25 protein-coding genes and 2 pseudogenes are annotated in these 21,809 nt (G+C 54.2%); 16 read left to right on the top strand and 11 right to left on the bottom strand.

Annotation, left to right across the window (positions count from 1 at the left end):
* The first annotated feature begins 117 nt into the window (after positions 1-117).
* Entirely contained in the window at positions 118-363 is a 246-nt protein-coding gene (locus KCG39_RS03105; protein ID WP_004849293.1) for a DUF2560 family protein, read from the top strand.
* A gap of 61 nt (positions 364-424) precedes the next feature.
* A pseudogene (locus KCG39_RS27710) lies at positions 425-550 on the top strand (HNH endonuclease); the annotation flags it as partial.
* A 389-nt stretch (positions 551-939) separates the two neighbouring features.
* Here the strand turns inward: KCG39_RS27710 and KCG39_RS03110 are convergent.
* Positions 940-1,179 carry a hypothetical protein gene (locus KCG39_RS03110; RefSeq protein ID WP_004849295.1) on the bottom strand — a complete coding sequence of 80 codons (240 nt, stop codon included), beginning with the start codon at positions 1,177-1,179 and terminating at the stop codon, positions 940-942.
* The gene (locus tag KCG39_RS27715; protein WP_004139397.1) at positions 1,176-1,337 is read right to left on the bottom strand and encodes a YnfU family zinc-binding protein; all 162 of its coding nucleotides are present in this window, start codon (positions 1,335-1,337) and stop codon (positions 1,176-1,178) included. The genes KCG39_RS03110 and KCG39_RS27715 overlap by 4 nt, the downstream gene beginning before the upstream one ends.
* 206 nt (positions 1,338-1,543) lie before the next feature.
* Between KCG39_RS27715 and KCG39_RS03115 the strand changes: the two genes are divergently transcribed.
* The 4 genes from KCG39_RS03115 (at position 1,544) to KCG39_RS03130 (ending at position 3,885) form a co-directional block, all read left to right on the top strand.
* A complete protein-coding gene (locus tag KCG39_RS03115; protein WP_004139395.1) occupies positions 1,544-1,717 on the top strand; it encodes a GnsA/GnsB family addiction module toxin in 174 nt (57 codons plus the stop codon).
* Between the two features lie 481 nt (positions 1,718-2,198).
* Complete coding sequence (locus KCG39_RS03120; protein WP_004139393.1) at positions 2,199-2,444, top strand: DUF2560 family protein; 246 nt, start codon at positions 2,199-2,201, stop codon at positions 2,442-2,444.
* Positions 2,445-2,688: 244 nt separating this feature from the next.
* Positions 2,689-2,877, top strand: coding sequence for a hypothetical protein (locus KCG39_RS03125; RefSeq protein ID WP_004139391.1), 189 nt, complete (start codon positions 2,689-2,691; stop codon positions 2,875-2,877).
* 3 nt (positions 2,878-2,880) lie between these two features.
* The gene (locus KCG39_RS03130) at positions 2,881-3,885 is read left to right on the top strand and encodes a terminase small subunit (RefSeq protein WP_211811546.1); all 1,005 of its coding nucleotides are present in this window, start codon (positions 2,881-2,883) and stop codon (positions 3,883-3,885) included.
* Between the two features lie 332 nt (positions 3,886-4,217).
* Here the strand turns inward: KCG39_RS03130 and KCG39_RS03135 are convergent.
* A pseudogene (locus KCG39_RS03135) lies at positions 4,218-4,584 on the bottom strand (SGNH/GDSL hydrolase family protein); the annotation flags it as partial.
* Between the two features lie 91 nt (positions 4,585-4,675).
* Here KCG39_RS03135 and KCG39_RS03140 point away from each other — a divergent pair.
* Positions 4,676-5,227 carry a recombinase family protein gene (locus KCG39_RS03140; protein WP_024360686.1) on the top strand — a complete coding sequence of 184 codons (552 nt, stop codon included), beginning with the start codon at positions 4,676-4,678 and terminating at the stop codon, positions 5,225-5,227.
* Between the two features lie 19 nt (positions 5,228-5,246).
* On the opposite strand, the gene KCG39_RS28040 is transcribed toward KCG39_RS03140, so the two are convergent.
* The gene (locus tag KCG39_RS28040; protein WP_350066352.1) at positions 5,247-5,354 is read right to left on the bottom strand and encodes a YnaM/YnfT family protein; all 108 of its coding nucleotides are present in this window, start codon (positions 5,352-5,354) and stop codon (positions 5,247-5,249) included.
* A gap of 361 nt (positions 5,355-5,715) precedes the next feature.
* On the opposite strand from KCG39_RS28040, the gene KCG39_RS03145 reads away from it, so the two are divergent.
* The 3 genes from KCG39_RS03145 (at position 5,716) to KCG39_RS03155 (ending at position 8,727) form a co-directional block, all read left to right on the top strand.
* Positions 5,716-6,135 carry a translesion error-prone DNA polymerase V autoproteolytic subunit gene (locus KCG39_RS03145; protein WP_024360685.1) on the top strand — a complete coding sequence of 140 codons (420 nt, stop codon included), beginning with the start codon at positions 5,716-5,718 and terminating at the stop codon, positions 6,133-6,135.
* Between the two features lies 1 nt (position 6,136).
* Complete coding sequence (locus tag KCG39_RS03150) at positions 6,137-7,402, top strand: Y-family DNA polymerase (RefSeq protein WP_142467964.1); 1,266 nt, start codon at positions 6,137-6,139, stop codon at positions 7,400-7,402.
* A gap of 284 nt (positions 7,403-7,686) precedes the next feature.
* The gene (locus tag KCG39_RS03155; protein ID WP_142467965.1) at positions 7,687-8,727 is read left to right on the top strand and encodes an alpha/beta hydrolase family protein; all 1,041 of its coding nucleotides are present in this window, start codon (positions 7,687-7,689) and stop codon (positions 8,725-8,727) included.
* Here KCG39_RS03155 and KCG39_RS03160 read toward each other — a convergent pair.
* The 6 genes from KCG39_RS03160 to KCG39_RS03185 form a co-directional block, all read right to left on the bottom strand.
* Positions 8,700-9,710 carry a helix-turn-helix domain-containing protein gene (locus tag KCG39_RS03160; RefSeq protein WP_142467966.1) on the bottom strand — a complete coding sequence of 337 codons (1,011 nt, stop codon included), beginning with the start codon at positions 9,708-9,710 and terminating at the stop codon, positions 8,700-8,702. The two genes, KCG39_RS03155 and KCG39_RS03160, sit on opposite strands and share 28 nt — an antisense overlap.
* A 48-nt stretch (positions 9,711-9,758) precedes the next feature.
* The gene (locus tag KCG39_RS03165; protein WP_142467967.1) at positions 9,759-10,430 is read right to left on the bottom strand and encodes an SOS response-associated peptidase; all 672 of its coding nucleotides are present in this window, start codon (positions 10,428-10,430) and stop codon (positions 9,759-9,761) included.
* A 204-nt stretch (positions 10,431-10,634) separates the two neighbouring features.
* A complete protein-coding gene (gene sapB, locus KCG39_RS03170) occupies positions 10,635-11,600 on the bottom strand; it encodes a putrescine export ABC transporter permease SapB (protein ID WP_004121215.1) in 966 nt (321 codons plus the stop codon).
* A complete protein-coding gene (gene sapA / locus KCG39_RS03175; RefSeq protein ID WP_004121213.1) occupies positions 11,597-13,240 on the bottom strand; it encodes an ABC transporter substrate-binding protein SapA in 1,644 nt (547 codons plus the stop codon). The genes sapB and sapA overlap by 4 nt, the downstream gene beginning before the upstream one ends.
* A 364-nt stretch (positions 13,241-13,604) precedes the next feature.
* Positions 13,605-13,889, bottom strand: coding sequence for a hypothetical protein (locus KCG39_RS03180; RefSeq protein ID WP_049114326.1), 285 nt, complete (start codon positions 13,887-13,889; stop codon positions 13,605-13,607).
* Between the two features lie 169 nt (positions 13,890-14,058).
* The gene (locus KCG39_RS03185; protein WP_139529467.1) at positions 14,059-16,365 is read right to left on the bottom strand and encodes a helix-turn-helix domain-containing protein; all 2,307 of its coding nucleotides are present in this window, start codon (positions 16,363-16,365) and stop codon (positions 14,059-14,061) included.
* A gap of 169 nt (positions 16,366-16,534) precedes the next feature.
* Between KCG39_RS03185 and KCG39_RS03190 the strand changes: the two genes are divergently transcribed.
* The gene (locus tag KCG39_RS03190; RefSeq protein ID WP_087829244.1) at positions 16,535-17,704 is read left to right on the top strand and encodes a M20 aminoacylase family protein; all 1,170 of its coding nucleotides are present in this window, start codon (positions 16,535-16,537) and stop codon (positions 17,702-17,704) included.
* A 25-nt stretch (positions 17,705-17,729) separates the two neighbouring features.
* Entirely contained in the window at positions 17,730-19,121 is a 1,392-nt protein-coding gene (locus tag KCG39_RS03195) for an MFS transporter (RefSeq protein ID WP_004121205.1), read from the top strand.
* Here KCG39_RS03195 and pspF read toward each other — a convergent pair.
* Positions 19,112-20,101: a phage shock protein operon transcriptional activator gene (gene pspF / locus KCG39_RS03200; protein ID WP_162626072.1), complete on the bottom strand. Its 990-nt coding sequence runs from the start codon at positions 20,099-20,101 to the stop codon at positions 19,112-19,114. The genes KCG39_RS03195 and pspF overlap by 10 nt on opposite strands.
* 152 nt (positions 20,102-20,253) lie before the next feature.
* On the opposite strand from pspF, the gene pspA reads away from it, so the two are divergent.
* Genes pspA through pspD form a run of 4 tightly spaced genes read left to right on the top strand, consistent with a single transcriptional unit; the run spans position 20,254 to position 21,807 of the window.
* Positions 20,254-20,922, top strand: a complete 669-nt coding sequence (pspA, locus tag KCG39_RS03205; protein ID WP_004121203.1) for a phage shock protein PspA — start codon at positions 20,254-20,256, stop codon at positions 20,920-20,922.
* Positions 20,923-20,973: 51 nt separating this feature from the next.
* Entirely contained in the window at positions 20,974-21,198 is a 225-nt protein-coding gene (gene pspB / locus KCG39_RS03210; RefSeq protein ID WP_142467968.1) for an envelope stress response membrane protein PspB, read from the top strand.
* On the top strand, positions 21,198-21,557 hold the full coding sequence (pspC, locus tag KCG39_RS03215; protein ID WP_142467969.1) for an envelope stress response membrane protein PspC: 360 nt from the start codon (positions 21,198-21,200) through the stop codon (positions 21,555-21,557). Before pspB ends, pspC begins: the two co-directional genes overlap by 1 nt.
* 19 nt (positions 21,558-21,576) lie before the next feature.
* Entirely contained in the window at positions 21,577-21,807 is a 231-nt protein-coding gene (pspD, locus tag KCG39_RS03220) for a phage shock protein PspD (protein ID WP_004101464.1), read from the top strand.
* The last annotated feature ends 2 nt before the right edge of the window (positions 21,808-21,809 follow it).

Consider the following 21,809-nt stretch of genomic DNA (forward strand, 5'->3'; position numbering starts at 1 on the left):
CGGCCTTTTTCATAGCCATCACAAAGGCCACCTCCGGGTGGCTTTTTTCATGGTATTACAGAAGACACTTTGGATAGTTGCTTCGATAATGCTCCCCACATCGCACAGAGGTAAGACATGGTAGAAATCACCGACGCTCAGCAGATTCGTCTCAACCTGCTTTCAACCCTGAACTACGACACAGCAGCAGCAAAAATCGCCGTAGAATTTGTTCAGGACAGTCCGCTTAAATACCAGTTATTCATCCAGCAATACAGCCGTGTCACATCAGAGACTGAGGTAGTAGCAAAGACGATGAAAGCAGTGCAGGAAGCAACTGAAGCGCTGCCGCTCTTTGATACCACTGCTGAACAGTTCGGCTAAGGCATTACAGCAGCTATTTAATGAGTGCCTGTGATAATGCAAATCTCATAAGGACTTAATCATGCCTGCACTAATTCCCCGTGCCTGCCGTAAGCGTGGATGCGCAGGTACAACCACCGACCGCTCAGGCTACTGCGAGATGCACCGTAATGAAGGATGGCAACAGCATCAGCAGGGCAAGAGCAGGCAGATATAGAAACCGCCCAATGTCTTCGCCGGCTCAGGTTAGATAAATACCGTTGGCAGGCCTATTACACTGCAATTACCGAATAGTGATAATAGCTGTATAACCTGAAAATACAGGCTGAACAAACATTTACAACTAATAGCATTAGCAACTAATTGTTAAAGTGAAGGGGCTTAGCACCTCGGCATTGAACTTGCTTTCTGCGACTGAGCGACATTCAGGCAGCAGATCTGCAATACGTTCTATTAGTGCCCCAGGTGTTGAGGATGAAGGTTCTTTAGCTGCTAGCGCTAAAGCCAGATCATAAGCAACAGACTCTTTCGTTCTGCCGCCAGAAAACACATTGTATGACATAGTTGACCTTACTTTTTTAAGTTGAGAAAAATGATTTATATCTTTTTTCTATATTCTTCGTCCAGGAGCTGATAGAGCAATCTGAACTGGTTCGTTTGACTTACAGGAAGATAATTACTGCTGAGCACCATTCCTGAAATAATGATGCATGTAAGTGTGAACAGATAGTCCTTAAGCTCGATATCTGTCATTTGATAGGATTCTTCATTTGCAGCTGAAAGTCCTAAGCGATATGGCTTAAAAAGCAAAGAAGGAAATTTTTTAATGTCTTTCACCCTTCCTCCGGAAGGAAAAAGTATCCACATTTAGGGCAAATACACGTGATGTTTTTACGTATTTTGCTGGAACTTTGCTCCATGATGTGAGAGCAGTGGGGGCAAGTCACCTTCACCTGTTTATCCATGTACATCTTAAGATCATCAAAGATAGTCATAAATATTACCTGGTGGATGTGTGGGTACTTAGTATACTCCCGTAATTAATGGATTGCTCATTTATTGACCTGCCAAGCCCGGCGCAGGTCTTCTCTGTGCATGTGCAGGGAGGTAACATATCTGGCTGGCATGATGATCCCTAAGCATCCTCGGGGAAGATAACCTATTATTTATAATAGGTTGGGATCACTTAAGGAGTGTTTGAATGAAAAATGAAGAATTTGAACGTAAAGTCGAAGATGAGATTTCTGCGCTCATTAAGAAAAAGATCGCTGAAATCAGGAAAAAAACTGGTAAAGAGGTTTCTGAAATCGAGTTTATTCCAGTTGAGACAATGAATGGGCTTGATGGATACGAAGTAAAAATCAAGCTGATATAAACGTTAAAAAGGTCGCCGCGGCGGCCTTTTCTGTTACCAGGAGTAGGGTGAAGTGGCGTATGCGATAAACGCCAACGGCAAGACGATTCCCCGTCACGAACACACGACCCTGCAGTAGGTATTACAGAAGCTCTTCAATGAAGAACTTCGATAATGCTAAACCGAAATATCGGTTTGAACCTGATAAAAAACCCCGAAGAGGGAAATCCAAGAATGCGACGGGGCGCTGAACTAACAGCTAATGAGCTTGATAATACCGACATTACTCAGGTCTGTAAGCAAATTTTGCAAGGTAACATCTATAGCTGATTAAGAGGATTGGCTCATCCGTGAGCCTTTCGGGTAGTGACCTCGCTCCGTGAGAAGCAAAGTCGGTTTGAGTATAGAAACCAGCAGAATCCCGACAAGCGTAAGCGGTAATTATTCAGAAAATTCTTGGTTTAACCTCATTTATTGAAAATGTTATTTAAAGAGGTTTTGTATGGCAGAAATTACCGACGCCCAGCAGATTCGCCTGAACCTGCTTTCAATCCTGAACTATGACACTGCCGCCGCAAAAGTCGCTGTAGAGTTTGTTCAGGACAGACCGCTCAAGTATCAGCTATTTATCCAGCAATACAGTCGCGTAACAACTGAATCAGAAGCGGTGGCGCGGACCATTAAAGCGGTCCAGGAGTCGACGGAAGCGTTGGCTCTGTTTGATACCATCGCAGAGCAAGCGAGCTAAGGCATTATCACAGGCATTCACTGAGTGCCTGTGATAATGTCGAATTGTGATGAATGCAGGATGCTGACCTGCGCGCCCTAGAAGCGTCCCGTGAAAAACGGGCAAGTCGGAAACTAGATTCACTTCAGTGAATCCCCGCCGGACGTTTTAGCGTACGCCGTGGCAGCACCGACCATCACTTCACCCCTAAGCCACTGGCATTTGCTGGTGGTTTTTTTATTGGATATCGAATAGAGGGGAGCCTATGCCGGTATACACAATTTCAGTAGAGGTAAAAAGCCGCTGGTGGCTGCCGTTCTACCTCAAGACACTGACTTTATTCTGCCTGATGTTCCAGCGCGAACCTGATTACGAAAAGACAGCCGCACTCATCACTAAATATGGCATCAGCCAGATATTGAAGGCGGAACCAGTGCGAAAGAATACGGAGTAATCTATGGCAAAACCGGACTGGGGCGAGCTTCAGCAACGGTTCCTGTCCGAACATGCCGCAACCGGCGTATCACCGAAGGATTGGTGTGAAGCGCAGGGACTGAATTACGCTACAGCACGCCGATACATAAAGAAACCCACTGCGCAAACTGCGCAAAAAACTGCGCAAAAAACTGCGCAGAAGAAATTGCGCACTGCGCAAAAGGAAATGTGCGCAGAAGAGCTGGTGGACAGCAAACTGAGTCCAAAGGTAAAGCGCTTCATTGCCGAATACCTCAAGGACCAGAACGCTACGGCCGCCGCTGAGCGAGCAGGCTACAGCGACCCGAACTATGGCCGTCAGCTCCTGACGAATCCTAACGTTGCGCAGGCCATTGCGCAGCAGCAGAAAGCATCCATTGTGCGCACGCTTGGCAGCGCTGATGAGGTGCTTGAGCAGATGTGGCGCCTGGCCACCTTCGATGCAAACCAGCTATCACAGTATCGTCGCGGGAGCTGCCGTTACTGCTGGGGCTTTGGTCACCAGTACCAATGGCGAGATGCCGTGGAGTACGAAGAAAAGCGACTCGAAGCGCTTGAGCGTAAACGTCGTGAGCCTTTGGATGATGGCGGCTACGGCTACAACCACAAGCGCGAGCCCAACCCTCATTGCCCCCGGTGTAATGGTGACGGTATCGGGCAACCCTTCTTTGCCGATACCACGAAGTTGCCATCTGATGCTGCGCTTGCCTATTCCGGCGTGAAGCTCGGTAAAAATGGCGTAGAGATAACCGCCATCAGCCGAGAACGAATGTACGAGGCGGTGATGAAGCGTCTCGGCCTGGCTGATAGTGAATTCGCCCAGCGTCTGCAGCAGATTGAAATTGAGCGCCGGCAGCTGGAGGTCGAAAAATTACGCAAAGAGCTGGCTGCTGACCCGGAGGATGACGAACCAACGCCAGTTGCAATCAATATCAACGTAGTCGACGCACGAGTGAGGGAAGAGGATGGCGATAGCACCGACGCTTAACATCCCTCAGGCCAAATTCCTTGCGATGCAGCACAAGTTTAAGGCTTACGTGGCCGGGTTTGGATGCTTGCGGGGAAGTACTCCTATAGTTACAGAATTTGGGATTATGCCCATTCAGGAAATAACTCGGCCAATGCGAGTTTTATCATGGTCGGCTGAGAATAATCGATTTGAGCTTTCGCTAAGTGGTGGTGCGTACCCAATACGGGAAGCCGCAAAACCATTATCCCAGTACACAGGCACGTTTCCGGCCCCATCGACAAAGAAGGGGAAGAAGTCACCGCTGACGGTGCCGGTGGCAATAAACTTATCGATAAACTGGATAATTGCATCGACAGAGCCCTGAGAGGGCATTCTGCGCCCGGTTGCCGTCAGTGTCCCGGCGACATTTCGGTATTCGATCGCCAGAGCGGAATCATCCGGACTGCGTACATAGGTGGTGGCGCCTTCTGGAATACTGGCAATATCAGCCTGAGCCTCTTCAACACTCTGGTATTGCTTGCCAAGTGGGATCAGGTTCTGGCGGGTATTTTCGACAATAGCAGCGAAGGTTTGCAGCATCAGGCGCCAGGAGTCCAGCGGTTGCCCGGCACGGTCGGGAACGGTGTCCGCTGGCCCGTTAACGAGTTCGTCCAGGCGAGTGGCGTTATCGAGCAGCACTGCGGGCGAAGTGCTCCCAAGTGGCGGATCAAAGGCCATGTTTTTTGCTCCAAAAAAGGCGTTCGCACAAACGAGGGTTTGAGCGAAAGACTGGAGCTTTTTACAATCAGCTATTTCAAAGGGTTACATCATGCTGATTGGTTATGCGAGGGTATCAACCGGGGATCAAAACCTCGATTTACAGAAAAACGCGCTGTTACGCGCAGAATGTGAACAGGTTTTCGAAGATACGGCCAGCGGAAAGAATGCCAGACGACCAGGGTTAAAGCGTGCGCTGCGGCGGCTGCGACCGGGTGATGTGCTGGTGGTCTGGAAACTGGATCGGCTGGGGCGAAGCGTGCGTGACCTGATCACCCTGGTATCGGAGCTGCAGGCGCGCGGGGTAAATTTCCGGAGTCTGACTGATTCGATCGATACCAGCACAGCCGCCGGCCGCTTTTTCTTCCACGTAATGAGCGCTCTGGCGGAGATGGAGCGAGAATTGATAGTGGAGAGGACACGCGCAGGGCTGGCGGCGGCAAGAGAGCAGGGGCGGATCGGTGGCCGCCGCCGGGTTATGACCGAAGAAGTTGTGGAACGAGGCCGCCGGATGCTGGAGAACGGAGCTACACGCCAGCAGATAGCCGATGTGATCGGTGTAGGGGTGAAGACTATCTATAAATATTTGCCAGTAACGGGATGAGCTTTAAGCCTAATGGCTATCAAAACTTTTCGTGATTATTTGATATGCCTTCCCACAGTTGTAAAAGCCCAAACATCATGAGTCCTGAGACAGTAAAGAGTGTTGCGGCAACGAGTAAAGTAGTCATTTAAGAGCCTGTGTTTTATTGATTACACATTAGACACCACGACATAAAAATAGTTGCTGAGCTTTACAAAAAAATGAAGTTTTGCTACCAGGCACTTCAGAGCCCTACCTGGTAACCGTATGCAAGAGCCTGCAGGTGAGCAATTTGCTATGGAGGCAGTGCCATAGCTGAAAAATTTTATCCTCGCATTGTTCGCAAAATCATCAAACAGTTCAGCACTGAAAGCACTTTAAGACTTACCTTACTCATTACATCAATGCGTTACGTCAATGTCGCGAATTGATAGCCGGAACCTATATTGATATGTGGTTTGGTTAAACCTACTGTATATATAAACAGTATTTATATGAGCGAGTCTATCATGCGGTTTTACACGCCCGTTGAGTTACGTAAGATTATCCTGATCCCATTGTACAGCGACCTTGTTCAGTGTGGTTTTCCAAGTCCCGCCCAGGATTATGTTGAGCAGCGTATCGACCTTAACGAGCTGCTAGTTAACCACCCCAGCGCGACGTATTTTGTCAAAGCTGCCGGCGATAGCATGAAGGACGCCGGGATCGGGGAGGGGGATCTTCTGGTCGTGGACAGTTCAAGAACCGCAGTTCATGGTGATATCGTGATTGCCGCTGTGGACGGGGAATTCACCGTTAAGAAGTTGCAACTACATCCACGCGTTCAGCTTAACCCAATGAATCCCGCATATTCACCAATCGTCGTGGGAAGCGAGGACACGCTGGATGTATTCGGTGTTGTGACATTTATCATCAAAGCGGCTGGCTGAGATGTTCGCCCTGTGTGATGTGAATTCATTTTACGCATCGTGCGAGACCGTATTTCGCCCTGACTTGAAAGGGCGTGCAGTGGTCGTCCTTTCCAATAACGATGGCTGTGTGATTGCACGTAGCGCAGAGGCAAAGCCGTTCGTCAAAATGGGGGAGCCGTACTTTAAACAAAAGGAAATGTTCCGCCGGCACGGCATTATCGCGTTTAGTAGCAACTATGAGCTCTATGCGGATATGTCGAACCGGGTCATGACTACGCTTGAAGAGCTCTCTCCACGATGCGAAATTTACAGTATCGATGAGGCATTTTGCGATCTGACAGGAGTTCGTAACTGTCGCGACCTTACCGACTTTGGCCGGGAAATTCGCGAGACGGTTCTGCGCCGGACGCACCTCACGGTCGGCGTCGGCATAGCACAGACTAAAACCCTGGCTAAGCTGGCAAATCACGCAGCGAAACAGTGGCAGCGGCAGACCGGAGGCGTGGTTGATTTGTCGAACCTGGAACGGCAGAGAAAGTTAATGGCTCTATTGCCGGTTGATGAAGTATGGGGGGTTGGGCGCCGCATCAGTAAAAAACTTGAGTCTATGGGGATAGACACGGTGCTTAAGTTAGCCGATACGGATATCCGTTTTATCCGGAAGCATTTTAATGTGGTGCTGGAGCGAACGGTGCGGGAGCTGCGCGGTGAGCCTTGTCTCGGTCTTGAGGAATTCGCGCCAGTAAAACAGGAAATAGTCTGTAGCCGGTCGTTCGGCGGGCGAATAACTGAATACCATGAGATGCGGCAGGCGATATGCAGCTATGCATCTCGCGCAGCGGAGAAGCTCCGTGGTGAGCATCAATATTGCCGGTTTATCTCTGCATTCGTCAAAACGAGCCCGTTTGCACTGAACGAACCGTATTATGGGAACAGTGCATCGGTAAAGCTGTTGACCCCGACACAGGATAGCCGTGACATCATCGCAGCGGCGACCCGCTGTCTGGATGCAGTCTGGAAAGATTGCTTCCGGTATCAAAAAGCCGGCGTGATGCTCGGCGACTTCTATAGCCAGGGTGTAGCCCAGTTGAACCTGTTCGACGACAATGCACCACGGAAAAACAGCGAAAAGTTGATGGAAGTGCTGGATCACCTCAATGCCAAAAATGGGAAAGGTGCCCTGTACTTTGCCGGTCAGGGTATCCAGACCGCCTGGCAGATGAAGCGAGAAATGCTTTCGCCTCGGTACACCACAAGATACAGTGACTTACTCGAAGTCAGGTGATTCAATCCATTAATTTTGACATGTGTTATTGCTGGTTCTGCTGAGGTGAAACCCTTCGTCAAAATGGTGGATCCGTACTTCAAACAAAAGGACATGTTTCGCCGCACCGGCATTAACAGTCGAGAGATGCAATGCCTTGCCACACGCTCTTTGTGTTCTTTGTAAAGAACTAACAGTGTATCCTCTCAGAAACTCAACTATAAAGGTCCTCGATCGCGTTTCAGGACGCATGAACCGGGTGTCCGTGACCACAATGCATCTCTATTTACTTACCGGAGAACGTTATGTTACGGCCCCTTTCTTGCTTTTTTTTTCTTCTCTTTAGCATCGCATCGTATGCCAACACGGGTTTTCGCCAGCTAAATATCCACGAGACTAACTCCCGTCCTCTCGATATCGCGGTCTGGTACCCCACAGCTGGTACCAGCTCGCCGGAAAAAGTGGGTGATAATATTGCCTTTTACGGCACATCTGCTCTGCGCGATGCGGCACCGGAAGCGGGCGAGCATCCGCTGCTTCTGCTTTCTCACGGCTATGGCGGCAACTGGCGCAACCTGAACTGGCTTGCAACAGAAATGGCGGCTCAGGGCTATATTGTGGCAGCGGTCGATCATCCCGGCACGACAACATTTAACAAGCGGCCGCAGGATGCGAAGGAACTCTGGCGCCGGCCGCAGGATCTCCAGCGGATGATGGTGAAAATTATCACGACCCCCTCTCTTGCCGGAAAAGTTGATGCGCAGAGAATAGCCGCAGCCGGACACTCTCTCGGCGGCTGGACGGTACTTGAACTAGCAGGGGCACGCTTTGACGCTACACGCTTTCAGAATGATTGCCGGGCACATGCCAGGTTGTCAGCCTGCAAGTTAATTCAGACGCTGGGAATTGATGACGCTGACAGGCGACTGGCAGCAGACAAAGGCGATCCGGCAATCAAGGCCGTTGTCTCACTCGATCTGGGCCTGGCCCGCGGATTCACACCAGAATCACTTTCTCAGATTGCAGTGCCGGTACTGATAATGACGGCTCAGGCGGACAGCGAAGAGTTACCCGCCAGGCTGGAGTCTGGCTACCTGGCTGAATATATCCCTGCCGGGGTAAGGCAGGTAGTGCATGTCGAAGGGGCCACGCACTTTAGTTTTATGCAGCAGTGCAAACCAGGTGCGATGGCACTAATCGCTGAAAAAGAGCCGGGCGAAGAGATTGTCTGCCAGGATGGGGGCACCCGGAGTCGGGCTGCGATTCACCGTCAACTCGCCCGGGATATCAGCGCCTTCCTCAATCATGCCCTCGACTTTCATCCGCCATCCGCCGTCCGGCGGTAATCCGTCGGGGTCATACCACTGATACGAAGAAACTCTCGATGAAAGTTTGATTTGGTGGCAAAACCCGCCTCCAGCATCACTTCCGTTATCGGCAGGTCTGTGTTCCGAAGAAGCTGCTGCGCATAGTCGATGCGCAAGCCGTTGATCCATTGTGAAACATTGCAGCCGCGGGTCAGGTTCACCGCTTTTGAAATCTGGCGCGCGGGGACCCCGGTTTTTCTCGCAAGCGTATTCAGTGTCAGGTCGGGATTCAGATACAGTTTCTGCTCGCTTATCAGCGTGTTGACCCGCTGATAAGTCGAGAGGAACGCTTCACTATTGTTCTCTTTACACTCTTCGGGTGGCAATGCCGGCTCCCCGATCGGGAGTGACGGACGGCTTTTACCAACAATGGCAAAACAGACAAATGGCAGCAGGATAGCCTGCGAGATTACGACCAGCAGTGGTGCCTGCTGGCCCTGACAAAAATAGAAGTTGAGTGCGATGGCCAGATCGGTCAGTCCGGAAAAACAGAGAAAGCCCCCTGCGATAAAAGCGAGTGATGAGGTTGAATCGTTGTCGCTAAGTCGCCTGAAAATGAACGCATCGCTCCCCAGCATCGCCGATCGAATCAGGGCGCAACCGTAGCCGACATAGAGCAGCATCAGCACTGCATCCGTGGTTGCCGGAGCAGTCAGGTTCAGCACCAGGGCAAGTGTCGGCGGTCCCACAAAAGCGGCAATTTTTTGCTGTAAGCGCTGTCCTGTAAAGCATGCAAAGCAGTGCCAGGCCAGCGGTGGCAGGGTGATCGCGATGACAGATTGCAGCTGGCGAAGTTGAATAAGATCGAACTGCCAGCGCAGGGCTGACATCAGAACCAGCAGCGAACAGCACGCAATAAAGGTAGCGCTGTTGCGATAACTCGCGGGGCGTTGCCGGCAAATCTTCAACAGTAAAATAAGCAAAATAGACAGGGTGTACCAGGGAAAGGGGATGGCTAGCATGTGATACCTGTATGCAAAGCATTTATAGGGACAATATAGCATCTTTGTTTAGCTAAGTTTTTCTATCAGCTCTGGCCCCTGGTTTTTAACGTTACCCACAGCGCGAGATACCGGGTGCCAGATAAAATGGTCAGCTGACACTGACCCGTCGGCGGAAATCTCGCTGGCTTCCTTTCCCCCTATATCCTGCCTTATCCATTCGCGCGCAGCTTCAGGAACCAGAACGAGTGGCCGTCGGTCATGAATATCGATCAGCCCTTGGTCGGCGGCTGCGGTTACAATCAAAAATCCCTCAGCTTCATCCCCGCGTTCGAAAGGTACGCTGCCGATCGCCGCCATAAAGATGGGTTGCCCGTCTTTTCGATGAATGAAATAGGGCCGTTTCTTGTCACTTTCACGCCTCCACTCAAACCAGCCGTCAGCGAAACAGATAGCCCGGCCGTTTTGCCAGAGGGGTTTGAACATCCTGCTTGTCGCCGCAGTCTCAACCCGAGCATTAATCAGCGGTGGTTTATCCCACCACCCTGGCGCATAACCCCAGTGAACCGGGTCGAGATGCAGTTGTTCATCACGTTCGCTTAGAAGCAAAACTTTAGTCCCTGGCGCCACGTTGTAGCGTCCGATCGGTTCGGGGTCAAAGGCGATATCCAGCTCGGCCTCTTCAGCAAGGTAAGCCAGATATTCTTCGCGTGTCTGTGATTGGGCAAATCGTCCGCACATGGTTACCTCCAGTCTTCGGACTGAAAGTATAGAAGGTGTGGAGGAAACGTAGGAAGGGAACTCCGACAGCCATCTAACTGATGACTGTCGGAGCTGTCGTCAAAAACAATGTGTACAAAATTGTGTATTAAAATCAGGATGGTCACACAATTTTTTAGTTTAACTCATTGTTTTTAATTGATAAATATTTTTGTTTTGTAGGTGCTATCGTAGGGCATACCATTCCTTATGTTTCAGTGGGTTTGCCATCGCACCCAAAATATCGGATATCACGTTCACAATAATCACCAGCGCGCCGATGACCATCACGCCCGCCGAGATCGCGGCGTAGTCCTGTTGGCGAATGGCGTTTATAAGCCAGCGGCCGAGCCCCGGCCAGCTAAAGACCATTTCGGTAATCATCGCCAGCGTTAGCATGGTGGAGAACTGCAGCCCCAGGCGCGGGATCACCGGCGGCAGGGCGTTGTGCAGGACGTGGCGGTGTAAAATTGTCCGCCGCGATACGCCGCGGGTGGCGGCGGCTTTGACATAGTTGGTGTCGTACACTTCGCTGGTGCTGATGCGCATCAGACGGATCACTTCTGTCGTCGGCGCCACCGCCAGGGTCAGTACCGGCAGCACCATGTGGCGCGCCGCGCTGACGATCATTTCGTGACGCCACGGCGAATCAGAGAGCCACGCGTCGATCAGCGCAAAGCCGGTGACCGATTTAACTTCATAGAGCAGGTCGAAACGCCCGGAAACCGGAAACCAGCCCAGGGTGAGGGAGAAGAACAGGGTCAACAGCAGCGCCAGCCAGAAGACGGGAATCGAAAAGCCCAGCAGCGCCAGGGCGCTGATCAGGGTATCTGGCCACTTATTCCGCATGATCCCCGCCAGCATACCGACGGGGATCCCGATCACCAGCGCAAAGCCGAAGGCGAGGATACAGAGCTCCATGGTGGCGGGAAAGACCTCTTTAAGCTGCTCGGAAATCAGCTGCCCGTTGATGCTGGAAACGCCGAAATCCCAGTGCAGCACCCCCTCAAACCAGAAGAGCCAGGCGTTCCACAGCGAGGCACCCTGCAGCGGCGCATGGGGCGTAAAGTAGCTCAGGCTAAAACCGACAAAGGTCAGCAGGAAGAGGGTAATCAGCAGCAGCAGCAGGCGACGCAGGGTAAAAATAATCATGGTTTTTTCACCTTGTCTTCTTTTTCCCGCGAGACGCCCGCAAAAGAGGCGTTGCCAAACGGGCTCAGCACCAGGCCTTTCATATCGTAACGGTAGGCCTGTAAACGCAGGGAGGAGGCCAGCGGCAGCACCGGTAGTTCATCGGCAAGAATGCGCTGCGCCTCTTTATAGGCCTCGATGCGCGATGCCAGCTGCTGCGAAGTGAGCGCTTTTTGCAGCACCTCGTCGAATTCGCGATGACACCAGTGAGCATAGTTGGTTTGCGAGGCAATCGCCGCGCAGCTCAAAAGCGGACGGAAAAAACTGTCCGGATCGTTACTGTCCGTTGCCCAGCCGGACAGCGTCAGGTCATGACTCATATCCATTAATCTGGCCTCCTGGAACCGGCCTTCGACCGGGACAATAATCACCTTCACGCCAATCTGCGCCATATCTGCCTGAATAAGCTCGGCGGTTTTCAGCGGGCTGGGGTTCCAGGCCTGCGAGCTGGTGGGTACCCACAGCTTAAGCGTTAGCTTTTCCAGCCCCAGGGCTTTCAGCCGGGCGCGGGCTTCAGTAGGGTTATATTCGGTGATCCTGGCCTCGTTATCGTAGGCCCATGAAGCGCGAGGCAGCATGGACGCCGCGGTTTCCGCCGTGCCGTAGTAGATCGACTGCATCAGGCGCTGGTTGTTGATGGCCAACGCCAGCGCGTGGCGTACCTCCGGATTATCGAGCGGCGGCTTAGCGGTATTAAACGCCAGCCAGGCGATATTCATCCCCGGACGCAGGGTCAGGCGCAGGCGCGGGTCGTCGCGCAGAATAGAGAGCTGGCTTGCGGCGGGCCAGGCCAGTACGTCGCACTCGCCGGTCAGCAGTTTCGACAAGCGACCGGTGCCGCCGGAGCCGAGATCGACCACCACTTGCGGCATCAGCGGTTTACCGCGCCAGTAGGCCGGATGGCGCTGCAGGCGAATGTACTGACCGCTGCGATACTCCTCCAACTGGAACGGACCGGTGCCAACCGGTTGCCGATCGATCATTTCCTGACGATCGCTCTGCGCCAGCTTCGCGGCATATTCTGCCGACATTACCGAAGCGTAGTGGGTGGCCAGGTGCCAGAGGAATGAGGCGTCCGGGCGTTTGAGGCGAAACTCGACGGTATGACTATCCAGTTTACGCACGCTTTCCACGCTGTCAGCAAACTGTAGGCTATCGAAATAGGGGAAGCTGCTGCCGTTGACGTTGTGCCACGGGTGGTCGCGATTAAAAATACGACCAAAGGTGAAAATCACGTCATCGGCATTAAAATTGCGGGTCGGTTTGAACCAGGCAGTGGTCTGGAAAGGCACGTTGCTGCGCAGATGGAAGCGGTAGGTTGCGCCGTTGTCCAGCACCTCCCAGCTTTCAGCCAGTTCGGGGACCAGACGATAGGTATAAGGATCGACATCAAGCAGGCGGTCGTAGAGCTGGGCGGCCAGGGTATCGACTATCAGGCCGCTGCTGACCTTTTGTGGGTTAAAGGTGTTGACCTGACCGCTGACGCAATACACAAAGCCGCTATCGCGAATGTCGGCGTGCGCAGGCAGCGCGGGCGCGGCGAAAGCTTGCCCGCACAGCATAGATGCCGCTGCCAGGAGAGAAGACAATTTCAGGCGCATAATTTCTTTTTGATTATAGAGCAAGGCTCTATCTTATTAATATTAAATAACATTTACCACCACCTTATTGCCTCTGAAGATAATATAAGCGATGGTTGCGTCGGCTATTTGACCAACGGATTCAAATTCATACCGCTTATGAACTTCGAGTATACCTCGTAAATCACCTGACGTTTGGCATCAGGCAAGCAAGGGGTTGAGTAAAGCGTATTTTCGATTCATATGCTGCACGGCTTGAGGATGCTATGGGTATTGAGCACGGCGCTTATTTTGCATCGCAGCCCCGATATCCGCCACATGGTATCTTTTTATTTGCGGTTTCTCCAGCGAGCCGTATCCGCACGGCTCGCTGGATGTTGAGGCGCTACAGAGGAAGAAGTCGGTTATAGCGGGCGATATAATCTTTGGGATTTATTTCCAGCTTTCCGCCGTTGTGATGGAGGGCGACATAGTTACGCAGGACCAGGCCGCTGTTTTGCGGTGTGATTGTCCAGCCCTGTTGACGATATGAATCTTCGGTTGAGCGGATAAGCAGGTCCGAAAAGATCATCATAACCGAGAGCGCCGGCGCGCGGTGGTTTTTCATAGTATGGACCAGGCTGACGTGCGCCGCATAGCGGCCAAGCGTTGAAGGATTAACCGGAATCATCTTTATTTTCAGTCCATTGAATCATGATGCGCAGATGATAGTTCACATGAAGATATCTTGCTAGTTACATTTTTTTAACTGCATGTGAAACGACTCCCGCGCAATCAAACGCCATTTTTCGCGGCACAGGCCGCTTGTGGGACGTTATCGCATGGTGACGCTGTCACTTTTAGTCCGCGAGCGGCGTGAATTCATAAAGCGCCAGCGCGTTGCTTTCCAGCGTCTCTACCAGCTGCCAGCGGTCGCTATCCGGCGTCTCTTCACTGACGCGCAGCGCCGGGCGCGCCCGGTGCATCAGCCAGCGATAGTCCTCATCGTCCGGCCCGCTTTGGCTGCGAAAGGCCTCGAATAGCGGGAAGAGCGCGCCATGGTGCTGATCGAACAGATGATGTTTGATTCGCCAGCGTCCCTCAAGTCCGAGGAGCCGCACGCTCCAGGGCTGACTGAAGCGCTGCGTAAACGCCTCCTCGCTGGAGAGCCAGGGGTTGAACACCACCGTATTGCGCAGCAGTAGCTGATAATGACCGTGATGGCGTAGCAGCAGCAGATTTTTGTCGTTGATTAGCACCTCGCCCCGTAGCCTGCGCCATAGCCACAATACCCAGTAGACCGGTCGCGGCAGACCGTGGAGATAGTGCAGTGCCAGGCTGGAGGTATCCAGCTTGCCGTTGGCCCGGGCTTCTCCCTGCAATCCGGAATTCAGCCAGAACCCCGCGAGCCACACCTGATCCGCCAGTCCCAGCAGATTGTCCATCAGCAGCGCGCCGCGAAAGAAACGGCCGTTGGTATCGCGGGTATCGCCGGTGAGGGTATTCCACGAGAGCAGCCAAAGCGGCAGCAGGTGATGCCGCTGGCGCAGGGTGTTATGGAGTTTGCGTAATTTATGTACCGGATAGTTTTCGCTGGCGGCCAGCTTTTGGCTGTCAATCTGCGCCAGATCCAGCAGTTCGTTGGCATCGGCCTGGCAGGCAAGAAAATCCGCCTCGGCAAGCAGCGGTGAGCGCAGAAGGGGATCGTCCTCTACCTGTTGCGGAAAACGGTGCCAGATCCCCAGCGCCGACTGCGGCGATAGCCTCTGCAGGATCGCTTTTTGTTGCCGCCAGGCGTGCTGGCGCGCCTCGTCGCTGGCCTGGGGGGACCAGTGCCAGACGAAGCGCCAGCTGGCCAGGGTTGTCGGCGGAAAATGGTTGGCGGAGAGGCGCAGAAAGCGTTGCAACAGATCGCCGCGGGTGGTGAGCCCGGTATGGAGTATCACCGCCCAGCCCATAGTCGCCAGCCAGCTAAATATGCGCTGCAGATTATACCAGCAGGCGTAGCCGGCCATTTGCGGATCGTCCCAGCCGGCGCTGAACAGACGGCTGCTGAGAAACGGATCGTGAATATCGATGGCGAATATCGGCAGTGCGCCGTGCAGCTGTTCCAGCTCGCGGCGGACATCCTCGCGCAGCAGATCGTCCAGTTCACGAACGGTAACAACCATGCGGGTGTGGCGTAGCGGCGCGGCCCGCGTCGGCAGTTCACGCACATCGAGATGGCGGGTTTGCTGGGGATTGAGCCGCAGCGGCGGGCTGTCCAGGCCGTTGGTTTGCGGCGCATTGAGCCGGGAGTAAAGCCGGTCGATTGATACAGGCTGCCACAGCTCGGCTTGCTGAGGGCGCGGACGAGGGGATTCGATCGCCGTCTGCGGATGCTGCTGGCGGAACTGGCGCGGCGTCAGGCCGTGCTCGCGTTTAAACAGGTCGCTCATCACCCGGCTGCTGGCGAAGCCATGCTGCTGGGCGATCTGCTGCACCGACCTGCGCGTGGCCGTCAGCTGCTCGGCGGCCTTGCGCAGGCGCAGCCCGGTGATGTACTGCATAAAGCTGACGCCCACCTCTTTGCGGAATAGACGCGATAGCCAGGCTTCGGAAACAAATTCCGCGGCGGCAATCTCCTGCAGCGACAGGCGCCGTTGATAATTGGCATCGATTCGCGCCACTACTCGATTAATTCGTTGGCTCCAGCGTTCCGAGCCGCGAGGCGCCTGGGCGGTGAGGGGACGGCTGAAGCGTGACGCCAGCAGGAGCGCAATTTCGCTAAGCCAGCGGTTGGCCTCCAGCCGGTAGTGTGCCTGGGGATTGACCAGACCAAGGACCAGCAGCTGGCGCATCAGGTAACGCAGGGTGTCTTCGGCATCGCGCGTTTCGCTGCTGCTCTGGTAGGCGGAGGAAAAAAAATCACCGTCGAGGCGGGTCAGCCACCCGGCGTTCAGCGACAGCGTCATCACAACGTTCGCCGTCTTGCTGTTGAGGCTCCAGCGGCGATGACGATTCACTATCGCCAGTTCATCAGCCTGTAGATAGCGACCCGTTTCGCCATCGCGGAGTTCTACGCTGCCCTCAAGCAGCCATATCAGTGTCAGAGCATCGTTTTCCTGCTGGCTCCACTGTCGGATATCGCGAACCACAACCTGAAAGTCGCCTGAATGATGCTCCACCGTCGCCTCCTGAAGACAAAAAACAGCATGTTATTTTTTGTCATAACCGTTTTGTATGAAAAGCACTCATTAATAATCCGTCACTATAAAACAAAAAATCGCATTTTAAAGCCAACAAAGATGCATAAACTCGAAAGTGTCGTGCAAACACAACACAGGAATAATAAAAATGACACACCCGATTATTGAGGCATTACAGGTTAACGAGGCGCAGTTTGTCGCGCTTCGCCGCCGTTTCCATCAGCAGCCGGAAATCGGTTTTGAAGAGCATAAAACCAGTGAAGAGGTTGCCCGCCTGCTCGGCGAATGGGGCTATCAGGTTCACCGCGGTCTGGCGGGCACCGGCGTGGTCGCGACCTTAAGCGCGGGCGACGGCAAAAAACGACTGGGGCTAAGGGCGGATATGGACGCGCTGCCGATGCAGGAGATGAGCGGCAAGGCGTGGGCCAGCCGGGTCGATGGACGTTTTCACGGCTGCGGCCATGACGGCCATACCACTACCTTACTGTACGCCGCGGAATATCTGGCGCGCACCCGACAGTTTAACGGTACGCTGCAGCTTATTTTTCAGCCCGCAGAAGAGTTGCTCTACGGCGGGCGGGTCATGCTCGAAGACGGCCTGTTTGACCAGTTTCCCTGCGATGCCATTTTTGGCCTGCATAATATGCCGGGGCAGCCGTTAGGCAGAATTGGCCTGCGCGATGGGGCGATGATGGCCTCCTCAGACACTCTCCATATTGAAGTCAAAGGGGTGGGCGGACACGGCGCGGTACCGGAGCATACTGTCGACGCCACGCTGGTTGCCTGTCATATCACCCTGGCGCTGCAATCCATTGTTTCCCGCAACATCACGCCGTTTGAACCGGCGGTGGTGACCGTGGGCAGCATTCAGGCCGGTCACGCGCCGAACATTATCAACGACAAGGTGTTAATGAAGCTCACGGTGCGCACCTTAAACGAACAGGTTCGCGAGACGGTCCTGCAGCGCATTCACGATATCGCCGTCGCTCAGGCCGAGAGCTTTAACGCCAGCGCCGCCTTAACCCACGTTAACGGCAGCCCGGTTTTAAGGAACGATCCGGCTGCCAATGAGATGGTTCGCACGGTGGCAACCGCGCTATTTGGAGCGGCGCAGGTCGGCGAGGTGAAGCCGTTTATGGGCAGCGAAGATTTTGCTTTTATGCTTGAGCGCAACCCACACGGCTGCTATTTCACCCTCGGCGCCGGAGACGAGGCGGATCGTTGCATGGTGCATAACCCCGGATACGACTTCAACGATGCGCTATTGCTGAAAGGCGCCGCGCTGTGGTGCGCCCTGACGGAACACTATTTGCGTTAATCTCCGCAACGAAGAGGACCCTGCTATGAGTTCTGTATCGCTAAGCGAAGCGCAGTTCGTCGGCACCGATCGTCTGCTGGCGGGTATTGTATTGAGCGTTCTGACCTTCTGGCTGTTTGCCCAGTCGGTGATCAACGTGGTTCCGGCAATGAAAAGCAGCCTCGATATTTCGCTGGAGACCCTGACTCTGGCGGTGAGCCTGAGCGCCTTATTCAGCGGCTGCTTCGTGGTCGCCAGCGGTGGTCTGGCGGATAAATTTGGCCGCATGCGTATGACCTCGCTCGGCCTGATCCTCAGCATTGTCGGCAGCGCGATGTTGGTGCTGTCGCAGGGGCCCGCGTTGTTTCTGGCCGGGCGCGTTTTACAGGGGCTGTCGGCCGCCTGCATCATGCCGGCGACGCTGGCGTTAATAAAAACCTGGTATGAAGGCAAAGCGCGCCAGCGAGCGGTCAGCTTCTGGGTCATCGGCTCCTGGGGCGGCAGCGGGCTGTGCTCGTTTGTCGGCGGGGCGATCGCCACCGGGCTGGGCTGGCGTTGGATCTTTGTTTTCTCCATCGCGGTAGCGCTGGCGGCGCTGTTTTTGCTGCGCGGTACGCCGGAAAGCCGTAGCGCCAGCGCGCAGCAGCATAAGCTGGACATCAGCGGCCTGCTCAGCCTGATCCTGGCGCTGGTACTGTTAAATCTTTTTATCAGCAAAGGCCACGGTTGGGGCTGGACCAGCGCAACCTCGCTGGCGATGCTGGCCGGCGCGCTGGCCTCGGGGCTATTTTTTATCCGTAGCGGCCAGCGTAAAGGCGACGCGGCGCTGATTGATTTCGCGCTGTTTCGCAACCGTGCCTACAGCGCCGCGGTGTTGTCGAACTTTATGCTTAACGGCGCCATCGGTACGATGATGATTGCCAGCATCTGGCTCCAGCAGGGGCATCATCTGAGCCCGCTGGAGAGCGGAATGATGACGCTTGGCTACCTGGTTACCGTGCTGGCGATGATTCGGGTGGGCGAGAAACTGCTGCAACGCTACGGCGCGCGTTTGCCGATGATGACCGGCCCGGTCTTTACCGCGGTCGGTATTCTTCTTATCTCCTGCACCTTTCTCGATAAATCGACCTATATCGTCACGGTCTTTTTCAGCAACGTGCTGTTTGGCTTCGGCCTGGGCTGCTACGCCACCCCTTCAACGGACACCGCGGTGGTTAACGCTCCCGAGAATAAGGTCGGCGTGGCCTCGGGGATCTATAAGATGGGCAGTTCGCTGGGCGGGGCGATGGGCATTGCGGTGACAGCGTCACTTTTTGCGCTGTTTTTACCGCTCGGAATGGCCAGCGCGGCGCAGTATGCGCTGTGGTTTAACGCCGCGCTCTGCCTTGGTTCAATGGCGGTGAGCGCGCTGCTGCTTCCGCGTACAGGTCAAAGCTGATGCTTTTTCAGCAGCGCCCGCAGCTGGTGGTAGGTTAGCCCCAGCAGTTCGGCCGCCTGTTTTTGATTGTACTTCGCCTGTTCGAGGCTTCTCTCGAGCAGGCTTTTTTCTTGCTCCTGCTGGAAAGCGCGTAAATCGAGCGGCAGCGTGGGGCCTGGCGTCTTCTCCACTTCGACGAGCGTCGCCGTGTGCTGCTGGCGGAAGGGGTTAATAATAATATTATCCAGCTCGCACTCGCTGCTGCCGTGGCGGTAGACCGAACGTTCAACCACGTTTTTTAATTCACGGATATTCCCCGGCCAGCGGTAGTTTTGCAGCGTTTCGGCGGCGCGTTCGCTAAAGCCGGGAAACAGCGGTAATCCGAGTTCGCGACACATCTGGATGGCAAACTGGGTGGCGAGCAGCATGATGTCGCTCTGCCGTTCGCGCAGCGGCGGCAGCTGCACCACATCAAAGGCCAGACGGTCGAGAAGGTCGGCGCGAAAAAGTCCGTCTTCTACCATTTGAGGCAGGTCGGCGTTGGTCGCGCACACCAGACGGACGTTAACCTGTAGCGGCTGGCTGCCGCCGACGCGCTCCAGCTCGCCATACTCAATCACGCGCAGCAGTTTTTCCTGCACCAGCATCGGCGCGGTGGCCAGCTCATCGAGAAACAGGGTACCGCCGTCGGCACGTTCGAAGCGCCCCGGGTGACGTTTACTGGCCCCCGTAAAGGCGCCGGCCTCATGCCCGAACAGCTCCGAATCGAGCAGATTTTCATTGAGCGCCGCGCAGTTGAGCGAGATAAATGGCCCTTGCCAGCGGGATGAGAGAAAGTGCAGGCGGCTGGCGATCAGCTCCTTGCCGGTTCCGCGCTCGCCAATCACCAGCACCGGTTTATCGAGCGGCGCCAGTCTCGAGACCTGTTCCAGCACTTCAAGAAAGCTATTGGCCTCGCCGAGCAGGTTGTCCTTGTAATCCGCCATGATGAATTTCGCCATTTAGTAGTGTGATTCACCAGGTCACTTTAGCAATACGCTGGCCAGATAACAACCACTTCCATTAAAATCAATAAGATAAAAACTTGGCACGGCATTTGTATTAGTCATGGCACAGGCCGGTGCCTGACACCAGAACTATGAGGATTGAAATTATGGGTATTTTTTCTCGTTTTGCCGACATCGTGAACGCCAACATTAACTCTCTGCTGGAGAAAGCGGAAGATCCGCAGAAGCTGGTTCGGCTGATGATCCAGGAGATGGAAGACACGCTGGTTGAAGTGCGTTCGACCTCGGCGCGGGCGTTGGCTGAAAAGAAACAGCTAAGCCGTCGTATTGAACAGGCCGTTGCCCAGCAGGCGGAATGGCAGGAAAAAGCCGAACTGGCGCTGCGTAAAGAGAAAGAGGATTTGGCCCGAGCGGCGCTAATCGAAAAGCAGAAGCTGACCGACCTGATCGGTAGCCTGGAAAACGAAGCGCAGCTGGTGGACGAAACGCTGGCGCGGATGAAAAAAGAGATTGGCGAGCTGGAAAACAAACTCAGCGAAACCCGCGCCCGTCAGCAGGCGCTGATGCTGCGTCATCAGGCCGCAAGCTCCTCCCGCGACGTTCGCCGTCAGCTGGACAGCGGCAAGATTGACGAGGCGATGGCGCGTTTTGAATCGTTTGAACGCCGTATCGATCATATGGAAGCAGAAGCGGAAAGCCATCGCTTTGGTAAAGATAAGTCGTTGGATCAGCAGTTCGCCGATCTGAAAGCGGACGATGAAATCAGTGAGCAGCTGGCGGCGTTGAAAGCCAAAATGAATCAAAATAACCAGTAATCATCTTCGGGCGGCACCAAGACGTGCCGCCGCCATCTGCAAGGAGTTCACATGAGCATGCTTTTTCTCGCCATCCCTTTGACGTTGTTTGTGCTGTTTGTTTTGCCGGTCTGGCTCTGGCTGCATTACAACAACCGCACCGCCAGCGGCAGCCTTTCGCAGAATGAACAGCAGCGCCTGCTGCAGCTGTCCGATGACGCGAAGCGCATGCGCGAGCGTATTCAGGCGCTGGAAGCCATTCTTGATGCTGAGCACCCGAACTGGAGAGAGAAATAATGGGCGGACTGGGTCTGAGTAAAAAACTGTGGCGCATTCCGCAGCAGGGCATGGTGAAAGGCGTTTGTGCCGGCATCGCGCAGTATCTGGACGTGCCGGTTAAGCTGGTACGCCTGATTACCGTACTGGCAATGATATTTGGCCTGTTCCTGTTTGTCGTGGTGGCTTACATCATTCTCTCGTTTGCGCTGGATCCGATGCCGGAAAGCGAGCTGTATGGTGAAAAAACGCCGAGCAGCGGAGAACTATTGGCCGCCGCGGATAAGGAACTGGCAGCGGGTGAGCGTCGTCTGCGTGAAATGGAGCGCTACGTCACCTCTGATACCTTTTCGCTGCGCAGTCGTTTCCGCCAGCTATAACTGAAAGTTGAGGTTAATGATGAACATGAAATGGCAGCAGGCCGGGCAAAAAGTCAAACCGGGTCTGAAAATCGCGGGCAAACTGGTGCTGCTCACCGCGCTGCGCTACGGCCCGGCGGGCGTCGCAGGCTGGGCGGTAAAATCCGTCGCGCGTCGGCCGCTGAAAATGCTGCTGATGCTTGTTCTGGAACCTATGCTCAGCCGGGCGGCGCAGCGGTTTTCTAAACGTCGCGGATGGCGTATGTTATGAGT

Origin of the sequence: Klebsiella pasteurii, from assembly GCF_018139045.1 — a bacterium.
Classification (GTDB): domain Bacteria; phylum Pseudomonadota; class Gammaproteobacteria; order Enterobacterales; family Enterobacteriaceae; genus Klebsiella; species Klebsiella grimontii.